Annotated in this window: 17 protein-coding genes; 7 read left to right on the top strand and 10 right to left on the bottom strand. The window is 71.6% G+C overall.

Annotated elements, in window-relative coordinates; all coding sequences use genetic code 11:
- Window positions 1–37 precede the first annotated feature (37 nt).
- The 5 genes from AQJ84_RS14410 to AQJ84_RS14390 all read right to left on the bottom strand — a co-directional run bounded on the left by AQJ84_RS14410 (window position 38) and on the right by AQJ84_RS14390 (window position 3,462).
- Complete coding sequence (locus AQJ84_RS14410; protein ID WP_053191693.1) at window positions 38–1,738, bottom strand: acyl-CoA mutase large subunit family protein; 1,701 nt, start codon at window positions 1,736–1,738, stop codon at window positions 38–40.
- Between the two features lie 75 nt (window positions 1,739–1,813).
- Window positions 1,814–2,152 carry a DUF3817 domain-containing protein gene (locus AQJ84_RS14405; RefSeq protein ID WP_030042372.1) on the bottom strand — a complete coding sequence of 113 codons (339 nt, stop codon included), beginning with the start codon at window positions 2,150–2,152 and terminating at the stop codon, window positions 1,814–1,816.
- Between the two features lie 43 nt (window positions 2,153–2,195).
- Window positions 2,196–2,705, bottom strand: a complete 510-nt coding sequence (locus AQJ84_RS14400; protein ID WP_030042371.1) for a MarR family winged helix-turn-helix transcriptional regulator — start codon at window positions 2,703–2,705, stop codon at window positions 2,196–2,198.
- A 122-nt stretch (window positions 2,706–2,827) separates the two neighbouring features.
- On the bottom strand, window positions 2,828–3,121 hold the full coding sequence (locus AQJ84_RS14395; RefSeq protein WP_030042370.1) for an MTH1187 family thiamine-binding protein: 294 nt from the start codon (window positions 3,119–3,121) through the stop codon (window positions 2,828–2,830).
- On the bottom strand, window positions 3,118–3,462 hold the full coding sequence (locus AQJ84_RS14390) for a DUF3817 domain-containing protein (RefSeq protein WP_030042369.1): 345 nt from the start codon (window positions 3,460–3,462) through the stop codon (window positions 3,118–3,120). Before AQJ84_RS14390 ends, AQJ84_RS14395 begins: the two co-directional genes overlap by 4 nt.
- Window positions 3,463–3,611: 149 nt before the next feature.
- Here AQJ84_RS14390 and AQJ84_RS14385 point away from each other — a divergent pair, with 149 nt between their 5' ends.
- The 4 genes from AQJ84_RS14385 to AQJ84_RS14370 all read left to right on the top strand — a co-directional run bounded on the left by AQJ84_RS14385 (window position 3,612) and on the right by AQJ84_RS14370 (window position 6,268).
- Window positions 3,612–4,244, top strand: a complete 633-nt coding sequence (locus AQJ84_RS14385) for an AIM24 family protein (RefSeq protein WP_030042368.1) — start codon at window positions 3,612–3,614, stop codon at window positions 4,242–4,244.
- A gap of 1 nt (window position 4,245) precedes the next feature.
- The gene (locus AQJ84_RS14380; protein ID WP_030042367.1) at window positions 4,246–4,896 is read left to right on the top strand and encodes an AIM24 family protein; all 651 of its coding nucleotides are present in this window, start codon (window positions 4,246–4,248) and stop codon (window positions 4,894–4,896) included.
- Between the two features lie 2 nt (window positions 4,897–4,898).
- The gene (locus AQJ84_RS14375) at window positions 4,899–5,696 is read left to right on the top strand and encodes an AIM24 family protein (protein WP_030042366.1); all 798 of its coding nucleotides are present in this window, start codon (window positions 4,899–4,901) and stop codon (window positions 5,694–5,696) included.
- 95 nt (window positions 5,697–5,791) lie between these two features.
- A complete protein-coding gene (locus AQJ84_RS14370) occupies window positions 5,792–6,268 on the top strand; it encodes a MarR family winged helix-turn-helix transcriptional regulator (RefSeq protein WP_030042365.1) in 477 nt (158 codons plus the stop codon).
- Window positions 6,269–6,310: 42 nt separating this feature from the next.
- On the opposite strand, the gene AQJ84_RS14365 is transcribed toward AQJ84_RS14370, so the two are convergent.
- Together AQJ84_RS14365 and AQJ84_RS14360 are read right to left on the bottom strand one after the other, a co-directional pair.
- On the bottom strand, window positions 6,311–7,744 hold the full coding sequence (locus AQJ84_RS14365; RefSeq protein ID WP_030042364.1) for a sensor histidine kinase: 1,434 nt from the start codon (window positions 7,742–7,744) through the stop codon (window positions 6,311–6,313).
- Window positions 7,741–8,409, bottom strand: coding sequence for a response regulator transcription factor (locus tag AQJ84_RS14360; RefSeq protein ID WP_030042363.1), 669 nt, complete (start codon window positions 8,407–8,409; stop codon window positions 7,741–7,743). The genes AQJ84_RS14365 and AQJ84_RS14360 overlap by 4 nt, the downstream gene beginning before the upstream one ends.
- Window positions 8,410–8,553: 144 nt before the next feature.
- Between AQJ84_RS14360 and AQJ84_RS14355 the strand changes: the two genes are divergently transcribed.
- Window positions 8,554–9,252: a PepSY domain-containing protein gene (locus AQJ84_RS14355; protein ID WP_030042362.1), complete on the top strand. Its 699-nt coding sequence runs from the start codon at window positions 8,554–8,556 to the stop codon at window positions 9,250–9,252.
- Window positions 9,253–9,309: 57 nt separating this feature from the next.
- Here AQJ84_RS14355 and AQJ84_RS14350 read toward each other — a convergent pair whose 3' ends face one another.
- From AQJ84_RS14350 to AQJ84_RS14340, 3 genes are all read right to left on the bottom strand, one after another.
- Window positions 9,310–10,587, bottom strand: a complete 1,278-nt coding sequence (locus tag AQJ84_RS14350) for an MFS transporter (RefSeq protein WP_030042361.1) — start codon at window positions 10,585–10,587, stop codon at window positions 9,310–9,312.
- A gap of 201 nt (window positions 10,588–10,788) precedes the next feature.
- Complete coding sequence (gene meaB, locus AQJ84_RS14345) at window positions 10,789–11,745, bottom strand: methylmalonyl Co-A mutase-associated GTPase MeaB (protein WP_030042360.1); 957 nt, start codon at window positions 11,743–11,745, stop codon at window positions 10,789–10,791.
- Window positions 11,746–11,783: 38 nt separating this feature from the next.
- Entirely contained in the window at window positions 11,784–12,986 is a 1,203-nt protein-coding gene (locus tag AQJ84_RS14340; protein ID WP_030042359.1) for an acetyl-CoA C-acetyltransferase, read from the bottom strand.
- Between the two features lie 148 nt (window positions 12,987–13,134).
- Here AQJ84_RS14340 and mce point away from each other — a divergent pair, with 148 nt between their 5' ends.
- Together mce and scy are read left to right on the top strand one after the other, a co-directional pair.
- The gene (gene mce / locus AQJ84_RS14335) at window positions 13,135–13,575 is read left to right on the top strand and encodes a methylmalonyl-CoA epimerase (RefSeq protein ID WP_030042358.1); all 441 of its coding nucleotides are present in this window, start codon (window positions 13,135–13,137) and stop codon (window positions 13,573–13,575) included.
- 233 nt (window positions 13,576–13,808) lie between these two features.
- Window positions 13,809–17,723 carry a polarized growth protein Scy gene (gene scy / locus AQJ84_RS14330; protein ID WP_053191696.1) on the top strand — a complete coding sequence of 1,305 codons (3,915 nt, stop codon included), beginning with the start codon at window positions 13,809–13,811 and terminating at the stop codon, window positions 17,721–17,723.
- The last annotated feature ends 91 nt before the right edge of the window (window positions 17,724–17,814 follow it).

The raw sequence follows: 17,814 nt of genomic DNA, 5'->3' as shown, positions 1-17,814 counted from the left end.
GAGCCGGGAACACCACGGCCCCGAGGCAGCACGGCACCTAGAACCCCGCGGGTTCCGTGTACACCCCCCACTCGTCCCGCAGCACCCCGCAGATCTCGCCGAGGGTCGCCTCGGCGCGTACCGCCTCCAGCATCGGCTCGATCATGTTGGAGCCGTCGCGGGCGGCGGCGAGCATCGCGTCCAGCGCGGCCCGCACGGCCGCGTCGTCCCGCGAGCCCTTGCGGGATCCCAGCACCCGGACCTGCTCCCGTTCCACCTCGTGGCTGACCCGCAGGATCTCCAGGTCGCCCGTCACGGAACCGTGGTGGACGTTCACGCCCACGACCCTCTTGTCGCCCTTCTCCAGGGCCTGCTGGTACTGGAAGGCGGACTCGGCGATCTCGCCGGTGAACCAGCCGTCCTCGATGCCGCGCAGGATGCCGGAGGTGATCGGCCCGATGGGGTGGCGTCCGTCGGGGTGCGCGCGCAGACCGCGTTCCCTGATCTGCTCGAAGATCTTCTCGGCGTCGGCCTCGATCCGGTCCGTGAGCTGCTCGACGTACCAGGAACCACCCAGCGGGTCGGCCACGTTGGCGACGCCGGTCTCCTCCATCAGCACCTGCTGGGTGCGCAGCGCGATCTCGGCGGCCTGCTCGGAGGGCAGCGCGAGGGTCTCGTCCAGGGCGTTGGTGTGCAGGGAGTTGGTGCCGCCCAGTACGGCGGCCAGCGCCTCGACGGCCGTACGCACCACGTTGTTGTACGGCTGCTGCGCGGTCAGTGAGACACCCGCGGTCTGCGTGTGGAAGCGCAGCCACTGGGCCTTCTCGGTCCGCGCCCCGTACTCGTCCCGCATCCAGCGGGCCCAGATGCGGCGCGCGGCGCGGAACTTGGCGATCTCCTCGAAGAAGTCGACGTGCGCGTCGAAGAAGAAGGACAGGCCGGGCGCGAAGACGTCCACGTCCAGGCCGCGGCTGAGCCCCAGCTCCACGTACCCGAAGCCGTCGGCCAGCGTGTAGGCCAGTTCCTGCGCGGCCGTCGAGCCGGCCTCGCGGATGTGGTAACCGGAGACGGACAGCGGCTTGTAGGCGGGGATGCCGGCCGCGCAGTGCTCCATCAGGTCGCCGATCAGCCGCAGATGGGGCTCCGGCTGGAAGAGCCACTCCTTCTGGGCGATGTACTCCTTGAAGATGTCCGTCTGCAGGGTGCCGTTGAGGACGGCCGGGTCGACGCCCTGCCGCTCCGCGGCGACGAGGTACATGCAGAAGACGGGTACGGCCGGCCCGCTGATGGTCATGGAGGTCGTCACGTCGCCCAGCGGGATGTCCTGGAACAGGACCTCCATGTCGGCGGCCGAGTCGATGGCGACCCCGCAGTGCCCCACCTCGCCGAGCGAGCGCGGGTCGTCGGAGTCGCGCCCCATCAGCGTCGGCATGTCGAAGGCCACGGACAGTCCGCCGCCGCCGTTGGCGAGGATCTTCTTGTAGCGCTCGTTGGTCTGCTCGGCGTTCCCGAACCCGGCGAACTGCCGGATGGTCCAGGTGCGACCCCGGTAGCCGCTCGCGTACAGACCGCGGGTGTAGGGGTACTCCCCCGGCCAGCCGATCCGCTCGAAGCCGTCGTACCTGTCCCCCGGCCGTGGCCCGTACACCGGCTCCACGGGGTCCCCGGAGAGCGTGGTGAAGTCGGCCTCACGCGTGCGTGAGGCGTCGTACCGGGCCTGCCAGCGGCGGCGGCCCTCTTCGATGGCGTCAGCGTCCATACCCTCGAATTTACTAGGACGTCCTAGTAAATGTCGATGGCTGACCGCCGTACGCGGTCCGTACGGCGGTGGGGGTTACGCCTTGGCGACCGCCGGAGCGTCCTCGGCGACCTTCGCCTCCAGCTCGCGGCTGACCTTGCGCTCGACGAAGAAGGCGGCCGTGGGGATCGTGCCCGCCAGCAGTACCCAGATCTGCTTGGCGACCGGCCACTTCGCCTTCGAGCCCAGGTCGAACGCGAAGACCAGGTAGACGACGTACAGCCAGCCGTGCGCGATGCCCACGACACGGGTGAAGCCGTCCGCGCCGTCCATCTCGAGCAGGTACTTGGCGATCACGCCCAGGGTCAGCAGGACCAGCAGCACACCGGTCACGTAGGCCATGACCCGGTAGCGGGTCAGCACGGACTTTTTCATGCGTACGAGCGTAACCACGCGCTCCGGGAGATCTTGCCCCGGGTCAGTCCTCGTCGAAGTCGTGCGCCGACACCCGCAGCGGCCTGAGCATCGCGAAGATCTCCCCGCACTCCTCGGAGTCGTACACCCCGAGCCCGAAGTCCATCGCCATCAGGTCGCGGGTGGCCGCCTCGACCACCTCGCGGCCCTTGTCGGTGATGACGGCGAGGGTGCCGCGGCCGTCGTTCGGGTTGGGCTTCCTGTCCACCAGGCCCGACTTCACCAGGCGGTCGACGGTGTTCGTCACGGAGGTGGGGTGCACCATCAGACGCTCGCCGATCTTGGACATGGTCAGCTCACCGGCCTTGGAGAAGGTGAGCAGGACCAGCGCCTCGTAGCGCGCGAACGTCAGCCCGTACGGCTTGACCACCGCGTCGACCTCGGCGAGCAGGATCTGGTGCGCGCGCATGATCGAGGTGATCGCGGCCATGGACGGCACGTTTCCCCAGCGCTGCTTCCAGAGTTCGTCGGCGCGGGCGATGGGGTCGAAGGGAAGACTGAGGGGCTTCGGCACGGCAGAGACCTTACCGGCCGGTCACATCGTGGTCAGCCCCGTCTCGCCCCTCGGTCCCCGGCGGCCCGAGGGGGTGCGGACGACCGGGCAGCACGCGACTGCGGGACGCCGGGCCGGCGCCCTCAGCCGGCCAGGTACCTCTCCACCGTCTCCACCTTCGAGGTGAGGCCGTCGGTCACCCCGGGGCGGATGTCCGCCTTGAGGACCAGGGAGACGCGCGGTGACCGCGCCTCCACCGCTGCCACCGCACGCCTGACCACGTCCATGACCTCGTCCCACTCGCCCTCGATCGACGTGAACATCGCGTCGGTGCGGTGGGGCAGGCCCGACTCGCGGACCACCCGGACGGCGTCGGCCACGTACTCCCCCACGTCCTCGCCGACGCCCAGGGGCGTCACGGAGAAGGCGACGATCACGCCGTCACCTTGCCTTCCTGGCGGGCGCGGGAGGCGATGACCGCGTCCTCGGCCTCGCGCTTGAGCCTGCGCTCCGCGAAGAAGCCGCCGGTGGGCAGGACCGACAGGACGAAGTAGAGGGCGGCGGTCTTCAGGGACCACTTCGTACGGTTCCAGGCGTCCGCCCAGAAGATCACGTACAGGATGAAGAGGACGCCGTGGATCATGCCCATCGCGGGAACCGCGTTGAAGTCCGTGGTCCGCTTGAGCACCGAGCAGACCAGCAGGAGCAGGAACGAGACCGCCTCGGGGCCCGAGACCAGGCGGAGGCGGCGGATGGCGGAGGCGGTCTTGATGTCCACGGGTCACCTTCGGTGGGAGAGACTACGGACCGTTTGTGAACGCGCGCACAAACGATTGCCCATTGTGGCAAACCGTGGGACGCGCCCGGTCGGGGGGTCGCGGGCTCTGTTCGGCGGGGCCTCGCGACGGCTATTTTCGCTGCGTGGCGATGTTCCGACTTCAAGGCAGCAAGGTGCTCGCCGTCGACATGACCGGGGACGCCGTGAAGGCGAAGAACGGGTCGATGGTCGCGTACGACGGGCAGATGGACTTCAAGAAGCTCAGCGGTGGGGGTGAGGGGCTGCGGGGGATGGTGACGCGGCGGATCACCGGTGAGCAGATGACACTGATGGAGGTGAAGGGGCACGGCACCTGCTGGTTCGCGGACCGTGCCTCCGAGATCAACCTCGTGGCCCTCCAGGGGGAGACGCTGTACGTGGAGTCGAGCAACCTGCTCGCGACCGACTCCGGACTGCGGACCGGCACGTCCTTCACCGGGCTGCGCGGGGCCTCGCAGGGCAACGGGCTGTTCACCACGACGGTGGAGGGGCACGGGCAGGCCGCGATCATGTCGGCCGGACCGGCCGTGGTGCTGCGGGTGAGCCGGCAGTACCCGCTGACCGTCGACCCCGGCGCCTACGTCGCGCACCAGGGGAACCTGCAGCAGTCCTTCCAGTCCGGTGTGACCTTCCGCACCCTCATGGGCGAGGGCGGCGGCGAGGCCTTCCAGATCCGCTTCGAGGGGGACGGCCTGGTCTACGTCCAGCCGAGCGAGCGGAACACGATCGCGGGGGATGTGTGACATGGCCTTCCGGGAGATCAACTCGAAGATGGTCGAGGCGACCGTCCTGCCCGGGCAGCGGCTGTTCAGTCAGCGCGGGGCGATGCTCGCCTACCAGGGCGAGGTGTCGTTCACACCCAACATGCAGGGCGGGCAGGGCGGGGTCATGTCGATGATCGGGCGACGGGCGGCGGGCGAGGCCGCGCCCCTGATGTCCGTCGAGGGCAGCGGCACCGTGCTGTTCGGGCACGGCGGCCACCACGTCCAGGTCATCAACCTCACCGGCGACACCCTGTTCGTCGAGGCGGACCGGCTGCTCGCCTTCGAGGGCACCCTGGAGCAGGGCACCATGTTCATGGGCTCCCAGGGCGGCGTCATGGGCATGGTCCGCGGCCAGGTCACCGGCCAGGGACTGTTCACGACCACCCTGCGCGGGCACGGCTCGGTGGCGGTGATGGCGCACGGCGGGGTGATCGAGGTTCCCATCACCCCGCAGCGGCCGGTCCACGTCGACCCGCAGGCGTACGTCGCGCACCACGGCGACGTCCGCAACAAGCTGTCCACCGCGCTGGGCTGGCGGGACATGGTGGGCCGCGGCTCCGGCGAGGCGTTCCAGCTGGAGCTCAGCGGCAACGGCGCGGTGTACGTCCAGGCCTCGGAGGAGAAGCTGTGAGCATGTACGGGGCTCCGGGCGGCGGCCCGACGGTCTACGACCCCATGACGCTGCCGTCGGACGACAACGTCGACAACTGCACCTTCTGCGTGGAGCTCAAGGGGAGCCAGTGGTTCCTGCAGAAGGGGAAGATGATCGCCTTCTACGGCTCGATGGAGTTCAACGGCGTCGGGCACGGCCGGCTGGACCGTCTTGTCCGTACGTCCTTCCATTCGCCTCTGCACGCGAGCGACTGGGTCGTGGCGGAGGGCTCGGGCAAGATGCTCCTCGCCGACCGGGCCTTCGACGTGAACTCGTACGACCTGGAAGACGGCAATCTGACCATTCGCTCGGGCAACCTGCTCGCTTTTCAGCCAAGTCTGTCCCTCAAGCAGTCGATCGTGCCGGGTTTTCTGACACTGATCGGAACCGGAAAGTTCGTGGCCGCCTCCAACGGTCCGGTGGTGTTCATGGAACCGCCGATCCGGGTGGACCCGCAGGCCCTCGTCGGATGGGCCGACTGCCCCTCGCCGTGCCACCACTACGACCACGCCTACATGACCGGCCTGATGGGCGGTCTACGTGCGATGACAGGCCTCGGCGGGGCCTCCGGGGAAGAGCACCAGTTCGAGTTCGTCGGGGCGGGCACGGTGCTGCTCCAGTCGTCGGAGGCGCTCATGGCGGAGCAGGCCGTGGGGGTGACTCCGCAGCAGCCCGGAGTACCCGGCGGACACGGCGCGCCCATGGGTGGCTCACAGCAAGCGGGCGCACCGCGCCTTCCCGGACAGCTGGGGGACCTCCAGCGTCGCTTCGGGCTGTGAGCGGTAGTCTGCGGAGTGTGACGTCGAACGTGTGCGCGCCGTCGTCACACCACCCTCACTAGTTCGCCTTTCAACCTTTTAGGTAGACTTGATTCATGGAGACCGAGACGGCCACGCGCTGGCTGACCGATGCGGAGCAGTGCGCCTGGCGCACCCACCTGGAGGTCAACAGGCTGTTGACGTACCAGCTCGAGAGGGACCTGCAGCCGTTCGGCCTGACGATGAACGACTACGAGATCCTGGTCAACCTCTCCGAGTCGGAGGGTGTACGGATGCGGATGAGTGACCTCGCGTCCGCCACCCTCCAGTCCAAGAGCCGCCTCTCCCACCAGATCACCCGCATGGAGAACGCGGACCTCGTGCGCCGCGAGAACTGCGAGTCGGACCGCCGAGGTCTGTTCGCGGTGCTCACCGAGCACGGCATGGAGACGATGCAGAAGGTCGCACCGCACCACGTGTCCTCGGTGCGCAGGCACTTCATCGATCTGCTGTCCCCCGAGGCCATGGCGGAACTCGACAAGTCCCTCAAGCCCATCGCGGAACACCTGCGGGGACATCGCGGGCGCCTGTGACCCGTCCCCGGACGCGCCCTCGGACGGTCGGCTGACCGGGCCCTAGGCGAGCGGCAGGCGGAGTTCGAACAGGGCTCCGCCCGTCGGCGCGTCGCGGACCGTGAGTGTGCCGCCGTGCCGTACGGCGACGTCCCGGGCGATGGCGAGCCCCAGCCCGGCGCCGCCGTCGTCGCGGCTGCGGGCGTCGTCGAGTCGTACGAACCGTTCGAAGATCCGCTCCCGGTCGCCCTCGGGCACCCCGTCCCCGTCGTCGGCGACCCCGAGCACGGCCCACTCCCCCTCCCGCCGCACGCTCACCTCGACCGTCGAGCGGGTGTGCCGGCGCGCGTTGTCCAGCAGGTTGGTGAGCACCCGCCCCAGCTGTCCCCGGGACCCGGCCACGTCCACCCCCTCCGGCGCCCGCACGCGCACGCCGGTCCGCCCCGCGGCCTCCTTGCGCACCAGCGCGGCGAGGTCGAGCCGGGCGTCGGCGGCGGGCCGCTCCCCCGCGTCCAGGCGGGCCAGCAGCAGCAGGTCGGCGGCGAGGCGCTGCAGTCGTACGGTGTCCTCGACCGCCCCCTCCACATCCAGCAGCTCGGGGTGCGCGGCGCCCACCTCCAGCTGGGTCCGCAGGGACGCGATCGGGCTGCGCAGCTCGTGGGAGGCGTCGGCGACGAACCGGCGCTGGCGTTCCACGGAGGTCTCCAGCGCGGCCAGCGTCTCGTTCGTGGTGCGGGCCAGTCGGGCCACCTCGTCGTGCGTGTCCGGCACCGGGACCCGGCGGGCCAGGTCCTCGGACGCGGTGATCGCGGCCATCTCCGCGCGGATGCCCTCCACCGGGCGCAGGGCGCGCCGGGTGACCAGCCAGGTCACCGCCGCGACGACGGTGAGCAGCAGCGGGAAGCCGATCAGCATGACGGTCGTCGCGGTGTCCACGGCGCTCTGTTCGGCGGACAGCGGGGCGCCCGCGTAGACGGTGAGCGTGCCCTGCTCGCGGGTCTCCACCTTGACGGCGGCGAAGCGGTAGTCGGCGGTGTCGTGGTCGATCGTCGCCGAGCCGTTGCTGAAGGTGGTCCGGTCGTCGATCTCGCCCGGTTCGAGGGAGTCGGCCCCGCCGTCGTCGGAGTCGTAGGGGTCCTGGGAGTCGTCGTCGGCCTCGGGGGCCTCGGACGCCTTCGCCTGCGGCCTGACCTCGTCGGTGGCCGTGCCGCTGACGCGCTGGAGGTCCTTGTGGGCCGCGAGCAGCGTCCCGTCGTCGTCGACGACCTGGACCGGCTCCTCGTCCTCGTCCAGGTCCAGCTGCCGGGCCGTCTTGCCCACCGACAGTTCGGAGGCGACCGAGCGCGCGGTGCGCTCCGCCTGGGTACCGGCCTGGCCGATCAGGTTCGACCGCAGGGACAGCAGTACGGCGGCCCCGGCAGCGACCAGCGCCACCGCGACGACCAGCGTGGCGGCGAGGGTCGCGCGGGCCCGCACGGAGCCGAGGAGGCGTCTCACCGGTCCGTCTCCAGTCGGTAGCCGACGCCCCGCACCGTCCCGATGAGCCCGGCCCGCAGCTTGCGGCGCAGGGCGCTGACGTACACCTCGACGATGTTCGGATCGCCCTCGTACGCGAAGTCCCAGACGTGCTCCAGGATCTCGGACTTGGAGACCACCTCGCCGGCCCGCACCACGAGCTGCTCCAGGACGGAGAACTCCTTGGCGGTCAGCGCGATCTCCTCCTCCCCCAGGAAGACCCGGCGGGCGGCCGTGTCGACCTTCAGGTCGCCGTGCACATGGACGGGCGAGGCCCCGGCGCCCTGGGCGCGGCGGCGCAGCAGGGCCTTGATCCGGGCGACGAGCACGACGTACGAGAACGGCTTGGTCAGATAGTCGTCGGCGCCGGTGTCCAGGCCCTCCGCCTCGTCGTACTCCCCGTCCTTCGCCGTGAGCATCAGGATCGGCACGTCGTGGCCGGCGGCGCGCAGGGCGGCGCAGACCCGGTAGCCGTTGAGGCCGGGCAGCATGATGTCCAGGATCACCAGGTCGTACGACCCCTCGGAGGCCTGGTGCAGCCCCTCCCGGCCGTCGTGGACCACGTCCACGGCGTAGCCCTCGGCCGTCAGGCCCTTGGCGAGCGACAGGGCGAGCCGCTTCTCGTCTTCCACGATCAACAGGCGCATGCGTAAAGGTTCGCAAAGCCGAGCTGAAGATCTCTTCAGGGGGCTTCAGGTTCCTCTCAGCGTCGGTCGGCGATGTTGGATCACGTCGAAAGCGAAACGAAGCGATCGAACCAAGACGTATCAGCACGACTCTGGAGGAACCGCATGAAGCGCAACATCGTGATCGCCGCCGTCACGGCCGCCGCTCTGATCGGGGGCGGCACGGCCTCCGCTCTCGCGGTGTCGGGAGACGGCGACGGGACGGCGCGGCAGGCGGATGTCCGGGCGGCCGGCGCCGGGGTCCGCGACGACGACGCCCGGGACACCGATGACGCCGACGACGCGGACGACGCCCGGGACACCGACCGCGCCGACGACGCCCGGGACGACGACTCCACCCGCGTCTCCGGTGACGTGACGGCGGCCGAGGCGATCGCCGCCGCGCTGAAGCACTCCCCTGGTACCGCTGTCTCCGTCGACCTGGACGACCAGGACGACGCCGGACCGGTCGTCTGGGACGTCGACGTGCTCGGAAGCGGCAGCACCTGGCACAGCGTCCGGATCGACCCCGCCACCGGCAAGGTGCTCGGCTCCCACTCCGAGCAGGAGGACGACACCGCCCAGGTGCGGGCCGCGCTGAAGGGTTCGTCCGTGACGGCCCGGGAGGCTGCCGAGGCCGCGGCCGGCAAGGGCACCGTGACGTCGGTGGACCTGGACGAGGAAGGCTCCTCGAAGGCCTGGGAGGTCGAGACCCACAAGTCCGGCAAGGCCGAGCAGGACTGGCGGGTCGACCTGACGTCGGGCAAGGTCACGGCGGACCGGTCCGACGCCGGTGACGACGCCGCCGACGGCGACGACGACTGACGTGCGGTAGCCGCGCCGTCACCGTCCTGCGACGCCGCCCGGCGTCGAGGACGACGGTCAGCCCGCGGCCGACCGGGACGGGTGGTCGGCGGGCACGGGCGGGCGTCCCGGAAGCGGGGCGCCCGCCTTTTCGGGGCTCCTCCCGACCACCGAGACTCCCCCCGCGATCACCGAGACCCCGCCGGACACCACGAAGCACACCCCCAGCGGAAGCCGCTCCACCAGTACCCCCATCGTCGCCGCCCCCGCCGAACTCCCCGCGTTGACGGCCGTGTTCACCCACGCCCCCGCCTGCGTACGGAAGCCGGCGGGGGCGGCGTCGTCCGCGATCAGGTACGCCGTCGTCAGGGCGGGCGCGACGAACAGGCCCGCCACCGCCGCCGCCCCCGCGAGGGCGAGTACGCCGTCGGCGAGCGCCGCGACGGCGAGTGTCGCGCCCAGGCCCGTGGCGAGCAGCGGAAGCCGGACCCGGGCCGGCGTACGCCAGTCCACCGCCCCGTTGAGCAGACCGCCCACCGCGCTGCCCGCCGACAGCGCGGCGAGCACCCAGGCGACGGTGTCGTCCCCGAGCTGCCGCTGCCCGGCGAAGGCGACGACGAGAAGGTCGACGGCGCTCAGGGACAGGCCGACACCGCCCGCGACGAGGATCGGTTGCAGCAGCCCCGGCCCCGGCCTCAGGGTCGCCCGGCGGTCCCGGCGGTCCCGGCGGTCGGCCCGGCTCCCGCGCACCGCGCCGACCGCCGGTGACATGACGAAGACCACCGTCCCCGCCCCCACCAGCAGCGCGCTCAGCAGCACGCCGAGCACCGGCGAGGCGAAGCCGACCAGCACCCCGACCAGCAGCGGTCCGGTGACGTACAGGAGTTCCTCCGCGACCCCGTCCAGGCTGTAGGCCCGCTGCAGCATCGGCCGGTTCTCGGTGAGTTCGCCCCACACCGTGCGCATGGTGGGGCCGAGCGGCGGCGCGCAGGCACCCGCGACGGCGGCGACCAGGCCGATCAGCGTCGCCGGCGCCCCGGGACGCCAGGTCGCCGCCGCCAGCGCGCAGAGCAGCCCGGCGTACAGCAGGGCCATCGGCAGCAGCGCGCGACGCGGGCCGTGACGGTCGACCAGGGCCGCCCGGTACGGCGACAGGAAGACGCCCGTGGCGCCGAACGCGGCCATCACGACACCCGCGACGGCGTAGGACCCGGTCGCGCGGGTCACGCAGAGCATCACGGCGATCGGGATCACGCCGTAGGACAGCCGGGCGGCGAGGGCGGCCGCGAAGGTGCGGCGGGCATGGGGAAGGCGGAGAACCGCGGCATACGAGGGCCGCGGAGACACAGCGGACACGACAGAGTTCCTCTACTGGAGGCAGGGAGGGGACGCCGGAGTGCCGCGACGGCCACGGCCTGTGCCGGGTGCGGTCGCGGGCTCGGGCGGGCCCTATGCCAAGAGGAGGAACATGTCGGTCAACGTACCAGCGGCTGGGCCGAGTTGACCACGGGCGGGATCCGGACCGGCCGGATCCCGTGGCTCCGCTGCCGGGCTGCCTCAGCCTTCCGTCAGGCCTGCCACCAGTTCGTCGGCCGCCCGGTACGGGTCCAGCTCGCCCGCCGTGATCCGCTCGGCCAGCGCGCTGAGCCGACGGTCGCCGTGCAGGTCGCCGATGCGTTCGCGCAGGGCCGTGACGGCGATGGTCTCCACCTCGCGGGCGGCGCGGGCACGGCGGCGCTCGGCCAGGACACCGCGCTCCTCCATCCAGGCGCGGTGCTTCTCCAGCGCCTCGACGACCTCGTCGACGCCCTCGGCGCGCGCGGCGACGGTCTTGACGATGGGCGGACGCCAGTCGCCGGGGCCCCGGGACTCTCCGAGCCCCAGCATGTGGTTCAGTTCACGGGCCGTGGCGTCGGCGCCGTCGCGGTCGGCCTTGTTGACCACGTACACGTCGCCGATCTCCAGGATCCCGGCCTTGGCCGCCTGGATGCCGTCGCCCATCCCGGGCGCCAGCAGCACCACGGAGGTGTCCGCCTGGGAGGCGATCTCGACCTCCGACTGACCGACGCCGACCGTCTCGACGAGGATCACGTCGCAGCCGGCCGCGTCCAGCACCCGGATCGCCTGGGGGGCGGCCCAGGCGAGACCGCCGAGGTGGCCGCGGGTCGCCATCGAGCGGATGTAGACGCCCGGGTCCGAGGCGTGCTCCGACATCCGGACCCGGTCGCCGAGCAGGGCGCCGCCGGAGAACGGGGACGACGGGTCGACGGCCAGGACGCCGACCCGCCTGCCCTGCTTGCGGTACGCGGTCACCAGGGCGGACGTGGACGTCGACTTGCCGACGCCCGGCGAACCGGTGAGACCGACCACGTACGCCCCGCCGGTCAGCGGGGCCAGGGCCGCCATGACCTCCCTGAGCTGCGGGGACGCCCCCTCCACCAGGGAGATCAGCCGGGCCACGGCCCGCGGCCGGCCCTCCCTCGCCTGGGCGACCAGCGTGGAGACGTCCTGCATCACAGCTCCGTTCGAGAGAAAACCGGCGAAGAGACCGATCAGGCCTTTGGTACCCGCACGATCAGCGCGTCACCCTGACCGCCGCCACCGCACAGCGCGGCCGCGCCCACGCCGCCGCCGCGCCGCTTCAGCTCCAGCGCCAGGTGCAGGACGAGCCGGGCACCGGACATGCCGATCGGGTGGCCGAGGGCGATGGCACCACCGTTGACGTTCACCCTTTCCGGGGACACGCCGAGGTCCTTCATGGACTGGACGGCGACCGCCGCGAAGGCCTCGTTGATCTCGACGAGGTCGAGGTCCGACACCTCCAGGCCCTCCTTCTTGAGGGCGTGCAGGATGGCGTTCGACGGCTGGGACTGGAGCGAGTTGTCCGGACCGGCCACGTTGCCGTGGGCGCCGATCTCGGCGATCCAGTCCAGGCCGAGCTCCTGGGCCTTGGCCTTGCTCATCACCACGACCGCGGCGGCACCGTCGGAGATCTGCGAGGCCGAACCCGCGGTGATCGTGCCGTCCTTCGTGAACGCCGGGCGCAGCTTGCCCAGGGACTCGGCGGTGGTCTCCCCGCGGATGCCCTCGTCCTTGCTGAAGACCACCGGCTCGCCCTTGCGCTGCGGGATCTCGACCGGGGTGATCTCGGCCTCGAACAGACCGTTCTTCTGGGCCGCGGCGGCGCGCTGGTGGGACTGGGCCGCGATCTCGTCCTGCTCGGGGCGCTTGATGCCGAGCCGCGTGTTGTGCTTCTCCGTCGACTCGCCCATGGCGATGTTCTCGAAGGCGTCGGTGAGACCGTCGTACGCCATGGCGTCGAGCATCTCGATCGCCCCGTACTTGAAGCCCTCTCGGGACTTCGGCAGCAGGTGGGGGGCGTTGGTCATGGACTCCTGGCCGCCCGCGACGATCACGTCGAACTCGCCGGCGCGGATCAGCTGGTCGGCCAGCGCGATGGCGTCGAGGCCGGACAGGCACACCTTGTTGACGGTGAGCGCCGGGACGTTCATCGGGATGCCGGCCTTGACGGCGGCCTGGCGTGCCGGGATCTGCCCCGCCCCGGCCTGGAGCACCTGGCCCATGATGACGTACTGCACCTGATCGCCACCGATACCCGCACGGTCGAGGGCGGCCTTGATCGCGAAGCCGCCGAGGTCGGCTCCCGAGAAGGACTTCAGCGAGCCCAGCAAACGCCCCATGGGCGTCCGAGCGCCCGCGACGATCACCGAGGTAGTGCTGTTGGAACCAGACATGAGGTGCGATCCCCTTTCAGCTTGCACAGCTGAGGAGTGAACGAGGGTTTACTTCGAATGTACTGAGCGGTACTCCACCCCGTCATCGGGCCGTCGGTGTGATCGCGCGCACGTTGCGTAACCACCTCGGGAGCGCTGCACTGAATCCATGCTGACGCGAATCGACCACATCGGGATCGCCTGTTTCGACCTCGACAAGACCGTCGAGTTCTACCGGGCCACGTACGGCTTCGAGGTGTACCACTCCGAGGTCAACGAGGAGCAGGGCGTGCGCGAGGCCATGCTCAAGATCAACGATACGTCCGACGGCGGGGCCTCGTACCTGCAGCTTCTGGAGCCGACCCGGGAGGACTCGGCCGTGGGCAAGTGGCTCGCGAAGAACGGCGAGGGCGTACACCACATCGCTTTCGGTACGGCGGATGTCGACGCCGACGCCGCCGGCATCCGCGAGAAGGGCGTACGCGTTCTGTACGAAGAGCCGCGAATCGGTTCCATGGGGTCACGGATCACCTTCCTGCACCCCAAGGATTGCCATGGCGTACTGACAGAACTGGTCACTTCGGCGCCCGTTGAGTCACCTGAGCACTGACCCTCGTACATATGGGCCGGTAGGGTTGGGGTCGGTCGCCGCTCCACCCAGGGCGACCGCGGTCCTGCCATGACGGCGGGACCTGTCCGGGGTCCGGGTTTCGGGGGACGAGCGTCGGGGCAGCAGCCCGTGCTCCGCCGTTGATCTGACACCATTCCCCGGGAGCCCCGTTCGGAGGACGGACGGGGCTCGTACGGAGAGACTTGCGACCAGGGGACGGATGGGACCGCGCAGTGCGGGGCTACGAGAGCCAGGAGCGGGAACCGGCGGCTGACGTCGATCACCTCACTCGTTTCGAAGCCGAGATGAAGCGGCTGAAGACCGAGCGGGAAAAGGCGATTCAGCACGCCGAGGACCTCGGCTACCAGGTCGAGGTGCTGCGCGCCAAGTTGCACGAGGCGCGGCGCACCATCATGTCCCGGCCCGCCTTCGACGGCGGCGACATCGGCTACCAGGCCGAACAGTTGCTGCGCAACGCGCAGGTCCAGGCCGACCAGCTGCGCCAGGAGGCCGAGCGCGAGCTCAGCCAGGCCCGGGCGCAGACCCAGCGGATCCTCCAGGAGCACGCCGAGCAGGCCGCCCGGCTCCAGGCGGAGCTGCACCAGGAGGCCGTCACCCGCCGACAGCAGCTCGACCAGGAGCTGGCCGAGCGCCGGCAGACCGTCGAGTCGCACGTCAACGAGAACGTGGCCTGGGCCGAGCAGCTGCGCGCCCGCACCGAGCAGCAGGCCCGCCGGCTCCTCGAGGAGTCCCGCGCCGAGACCGAGCAGGCCATGGCGGCCGCCCGCGCCGAGGCGGAGCGGATCACCACCGAGGCCCGGCAGCGACTGCAGAGCGAGGCGGAGTCGGCCCGGGCGGAGGCCGAGCAGCTGCTGCGCCGCGCCCGCGCGGACGCCGAGCGGCTGCTGAACGCCGCCTCCACGCAGGCCCAGGAGGCCACCGACCACGCCGAGCAGCTGCGTACCTCCACCACGACGGAGTCGGAGACGGCCCGCCGCGAGGCGCAGGAACTGAGCCGGACCGCCGAGCAGCGCATCGCGGAGGCCGACACGGCCCTGCGCGAGGCCCGCGCCGAGGCGGAGAAGCTCGTCACCGAGGCGAAGGCGGCCGCCGAGAAGGCGCTGTCGAGCGCGGAGTCGACCAACGAGCAGCGCACGCGTACGGCGAAGGAGCAGGTCGCCCGGCTCGTCAGCGAGGCCACCAAGGAGGCCGAGGCCACCAGGTCGGACGCCGAGCAGATCGTCGCGGACGCCCGCGCCGAGGCGGAGAAACTCCTCGACGAGGCCGCCGAGAAGGCTCGCACCCTCACGGCCGAGGAGAGCGCGACCCAGCTGTCCAAGGCGGCCAAGACGGCCGAGGACGTCCTCAACAGGGCGCAGGAGGACGCGCGGAAGACCACCAAGGCAGCCGCCGAGGAGGCCGAGCGGATCCGCACCGAGGCGGAGACCGAGGCGGACCGGCTGCGGGCCGAGGCGCACGACATCGCCGAGCAGCTCAAGGGCACGGCGAAGGACGACACCAAGGAGTACCGCGCCAAGACGGTCGAGCTCCAGGAGGAGGCGCGCCGGCTGCGCGGCGAGGCCGAGCAGCTGCGCTCCGAGGCGGTCGCCGAGGGCGAGAAGATCCGCTCCGAGGCCCGCAAGGAGGCCGTCCAGCAGATCGAGGAGGCGGCCAAGACCGCCGAGGAACTGCTGGGCAAGGCCCGCCAGGACGCGGACGAGCTGCGCCAGAAGGCCACCACGGACAGCGAGAAGGTCCGTACGGAGGCCATCGAGCGGGCCACCACCCTGCGCCGGCAGGCCGAGGAGACCCTGGAGCGCACCCGCAAGGAGGCCGAGCGGCACCGCGCCGAGGTCGTCGAGCAGTCCGAGGGCATCAGGGCCGACGCCGAGCGGGCGGCGTCGGAGCTGCACGAGGAGACCGAGCGGGCCATAGAGGCCCGCCGCGCGGAGGCCGCCGAGGAACTGACGCGGCTGCACACCGAGGCCGAGGAGCGCCTCACCGCCGCCGAGCAGGCGCTGACCGAGGCCCGTGAGGAGGCCTCGCGGATCCGCCGCGAGACGGCCGAGGAGAACGAGCGGCTGCGCGGCGAGGCCGCCGAGCGGATCCGCACCCTCCAGCAGCAGGCCGAGGCGGAGGCCGAACGGCTGCGCACCGAGGCCGCGTCCGACGCCTCCGCCTCCCGCGCGGAGGGCGAGGCCGTCGCCGTACGTCTGCGGTCGGAGGCGGCGGCGGAGGCCGAGCGGCTGAAGACGGAGGCCCAGGAGAGCGCCGACCGGGTCCGGGCGGAGGCGCAGGCCGCCGCCGAACGGCTGGCGACGGAGGCGTCCGAGACGCTGGCCGCCGCGCAGGAGGAGGCCAACCGGCGGCGCCGCGAGGCCGAGGAGTACCTCGGCACCGCCCGCCAGGAGGCCGACCAGGAGCGCGAGCGGGCCCGCGAGCAGAGCGAGGAACTGCTGGCGTCGGCGCGCAAGCGCGTCGAGGACGCCCAGGCCGAGGCCGTACGGCTGGTCGAGGAGGCGGACCGGCGGGCCACCGAGATGGTGTCGGCCGCCGAGCAGCACGCCCAGCAGGTACGCGACTCGGTCGCGGGGCTGCACGAGCAGGCCCAGGAGGAGATCACCGGGCTGCGTTCGGCCGCCGAGCACGCGGCGGACCGTACCCGGCGCGAGGCCCAGGAGGAGTCGGACCGGGTCCGCGGCGACGCCTACGCCGAGCGGGAGCGGGCCGCCGAGGACGCGAGCCGCATCCGCCGCGAGGCCCAGGAGGAGACGGACGCCGCCAAGTCGCTCGCGGAGCGCACTGTTTCGGAGGCGATCGCCGAGGCGGAGCGCCTCAGGTCGGACGCGTCCGAGCACGCCCAGCGGGTGCGCACGGAGGCGTCGGACGCCATCGCCGAGGCCGACCAGGCGGCGGCCCGTACCCGGGCGGACGCCCGCGACGACGCCAACCGCATCCGGTCGGACGCGGCGACCCAGGCCGACACCCTCATCACCGAGGCGCGCAACGAGGCCGAGCGGCTCACCACCGAGACGCTCACGGACACCGACCGGCTGCGCCAGGAGACGGTCGCCGAGGCGGAGCGGCTCAGGTCGGAGACGGTCGCGGAGGCCGAGCGGGTCAGGACCGAGGCCCGTGCCAAGGCCGAACAGCTGCTCGCGGAGGCCGGCGGCGACGCGGAGCGGCTGCGTGCCGAGGCCGCCGAGACGGTCGGCGCGGCCCAGCAGCACGCCGAGCGGGTCCGCAGCGAGTCGGAGCGGGCCCGGGCGGACGCCCTCGCGGAGGCCGAGCGGGTCACCGCGGCCGCGCGCGAGGAGGCCGAGCGCACCCTCGACGAAGCCCGCAAGGACGCCAACAAGCGGCGTTCCGAGGCGGCGGAGCAGGTCGACAAGCTCATCACGGAGACCACCGCCGAGGCCGACAAGCTGCTCACCGAGGCGCAGCAGCAGGCGCAGCAGACCACCGCGGACGCCGAGGCCCAGGCCGACAGCATGGTCGGCGCGGCCCGCACCGAGGCCGACCGGCTGGTGTCCGAGGCGACGATCGAGGGCAACGCGCGGGTGGAGAAGGCCCGTACGGACGCGGACGACCTGCTCGTCGGCGCCCGCCGGGACGCCACCGCGATAAGGGAGCGCGCCGAGGAGCTGCGCGACCGCATCACCACCGAGATCGAGAACCTGCACGAGCGGGCCCGCCGCGAGGCCGCCGAGACCATGAAGTCGACCGGAGACCGCTGCGACGCGCTGATCAAGGCCTCCGAGGAGCAGCTCGCGAAGGCGGAGGCGAAGGCCAGGGAGCTGGTGTCGGAGGCCAACTCCGAGGCCGGCAAGGTGCGGATCGCCGCCGTCAAGAAGGCCGAGGGGCTGCTCAAGGAGGCCGAGCAGAAGAAGGCCGCGCTCGTGCGCGAGGCCGAGGAGCTCAAGGCCGAGGCGATCCGCGAGGCCAGGCGCACGGTCGAGGAGGGCAAGCGCGAGCTGGAGATCCTGGTGCGTCGCCGCGAGGACATCAACGCCGAGATCTCCCGTGTCCAGGACGTTCTGGAGGCGTTGGAATCCTTCGAGGCCCCCGGGGCGGGCAAGGACGGTGGCGTCAAGGCCGGCGCGGCCGTCGGATCACCCCGGTCGGGTGGCAAGTCGACGGACGGCTAGCGGACACGCCGGATTCCGGTGTCTTCTGGGGCCTTTGACCAAGTCTTTGGCAAGTAGTCCGACGGTTAGCCACCCAAAAGGGGTGTCATTC

This window comes from Streptomyces resistomycificus (assembly GCF_001514265.1).
GTDB classification, from domain to species: Bacteria; Actinomycetota; Actinomycetes; order Streptomycetales; family Streptomycetaceae; genus Streptomyces; species Streptomyces resistomycificus.
Note: the sequence above shows the minus strand (reverse complement) of the source record. Positions and strands in the feature narration are given on the sequence as shown.

What these genes read in the sequence shown, in the direction of transcription:
- AQJ84_RS14405 (WP_030042372.1), bottom strand. Translation starts at nt 2,152, where the DNA reads ATGAAAAAGTCCGTGCTGACCCGCTACCGGGTCATGGCCTACGTGACC.
- AQJ84_RS14380 (WP_030042367.1), top strand. Translation starts at nt 4,246, where the DNA reads ATGGCCTTCCGGGAGATCAACTCGAAGATGGTCGAGGCGACCGTCCTG.
- AQJ84_RS14370 (WP_030042365.1), top strand. Translation starts at nt 5,792, where the DNA reads ATGGAGACCGAGACGGCCACGCGCTGGCTGACCGATGCGGAGCAGTGC.
- meaB (WP_030042360.1), bottom strand. Translation starts at nt 11,745, where the DNA reads ATGCAGGACGTCTCCACGCTGGTCGCCCAGGCGAGGGAGGGCCGGCCG.
- mce (WP_030042358.1), top strand. Translation starts at nt 13,135, where the DNA reads ATGCTGACGCGAATCGACCACATCGGGATCGCCTGTTTCGACCTCGAC.
- AQJ84_RS14410 (WP_053191693.1), bottom strand. Translation starts at nt 1,738, where the DNA reads ATGGACGCTGACGCCATCGAAGAGGGCCGCCGCCGCTGGCAGGCCCGG.
- AQJ84_RS14385 (WP_030042368.1), top strand. Translation starts at nt 3,612, where the DNA reads ATGTTCCGACTTCAAGGCAGCAAGGTGCTCGCCGTCGACATGACCGGG.
- AQJ84_RS14360 (WP_030042363.1), bottom strand. Translation starts at nt 8,409, where the DNA reads ATGCGCCTGTTGATCGTGGAAGACGAGAAGCGGCTCGCCCTGTCGCTC.
- AQJ84_RS14340 (WP_030042359.1), bottom strand. Translation starts at nt 12,986, where the DNA reads ATGTCTGGTTCCAACAGCACTACCTCGGTGATCGTCGCGGGCGCTCGG.
- AQJ84_RS14355 (WP_030042362.1), top strand. Translation starts at nt 8,554, where the DNA reads ATGAAGCGCAACATCGTGATCGCCGCCGTCACGGCCGCCGCTCTGATC.
- AQJ84_RS14375 (WP_030042366.1), top strand. Translation starts at nt 4,899, where the DNA reads ATGTACGGGGCTCCGGGCGGCGGCCCGACGGTCTACGACCCCATGACG.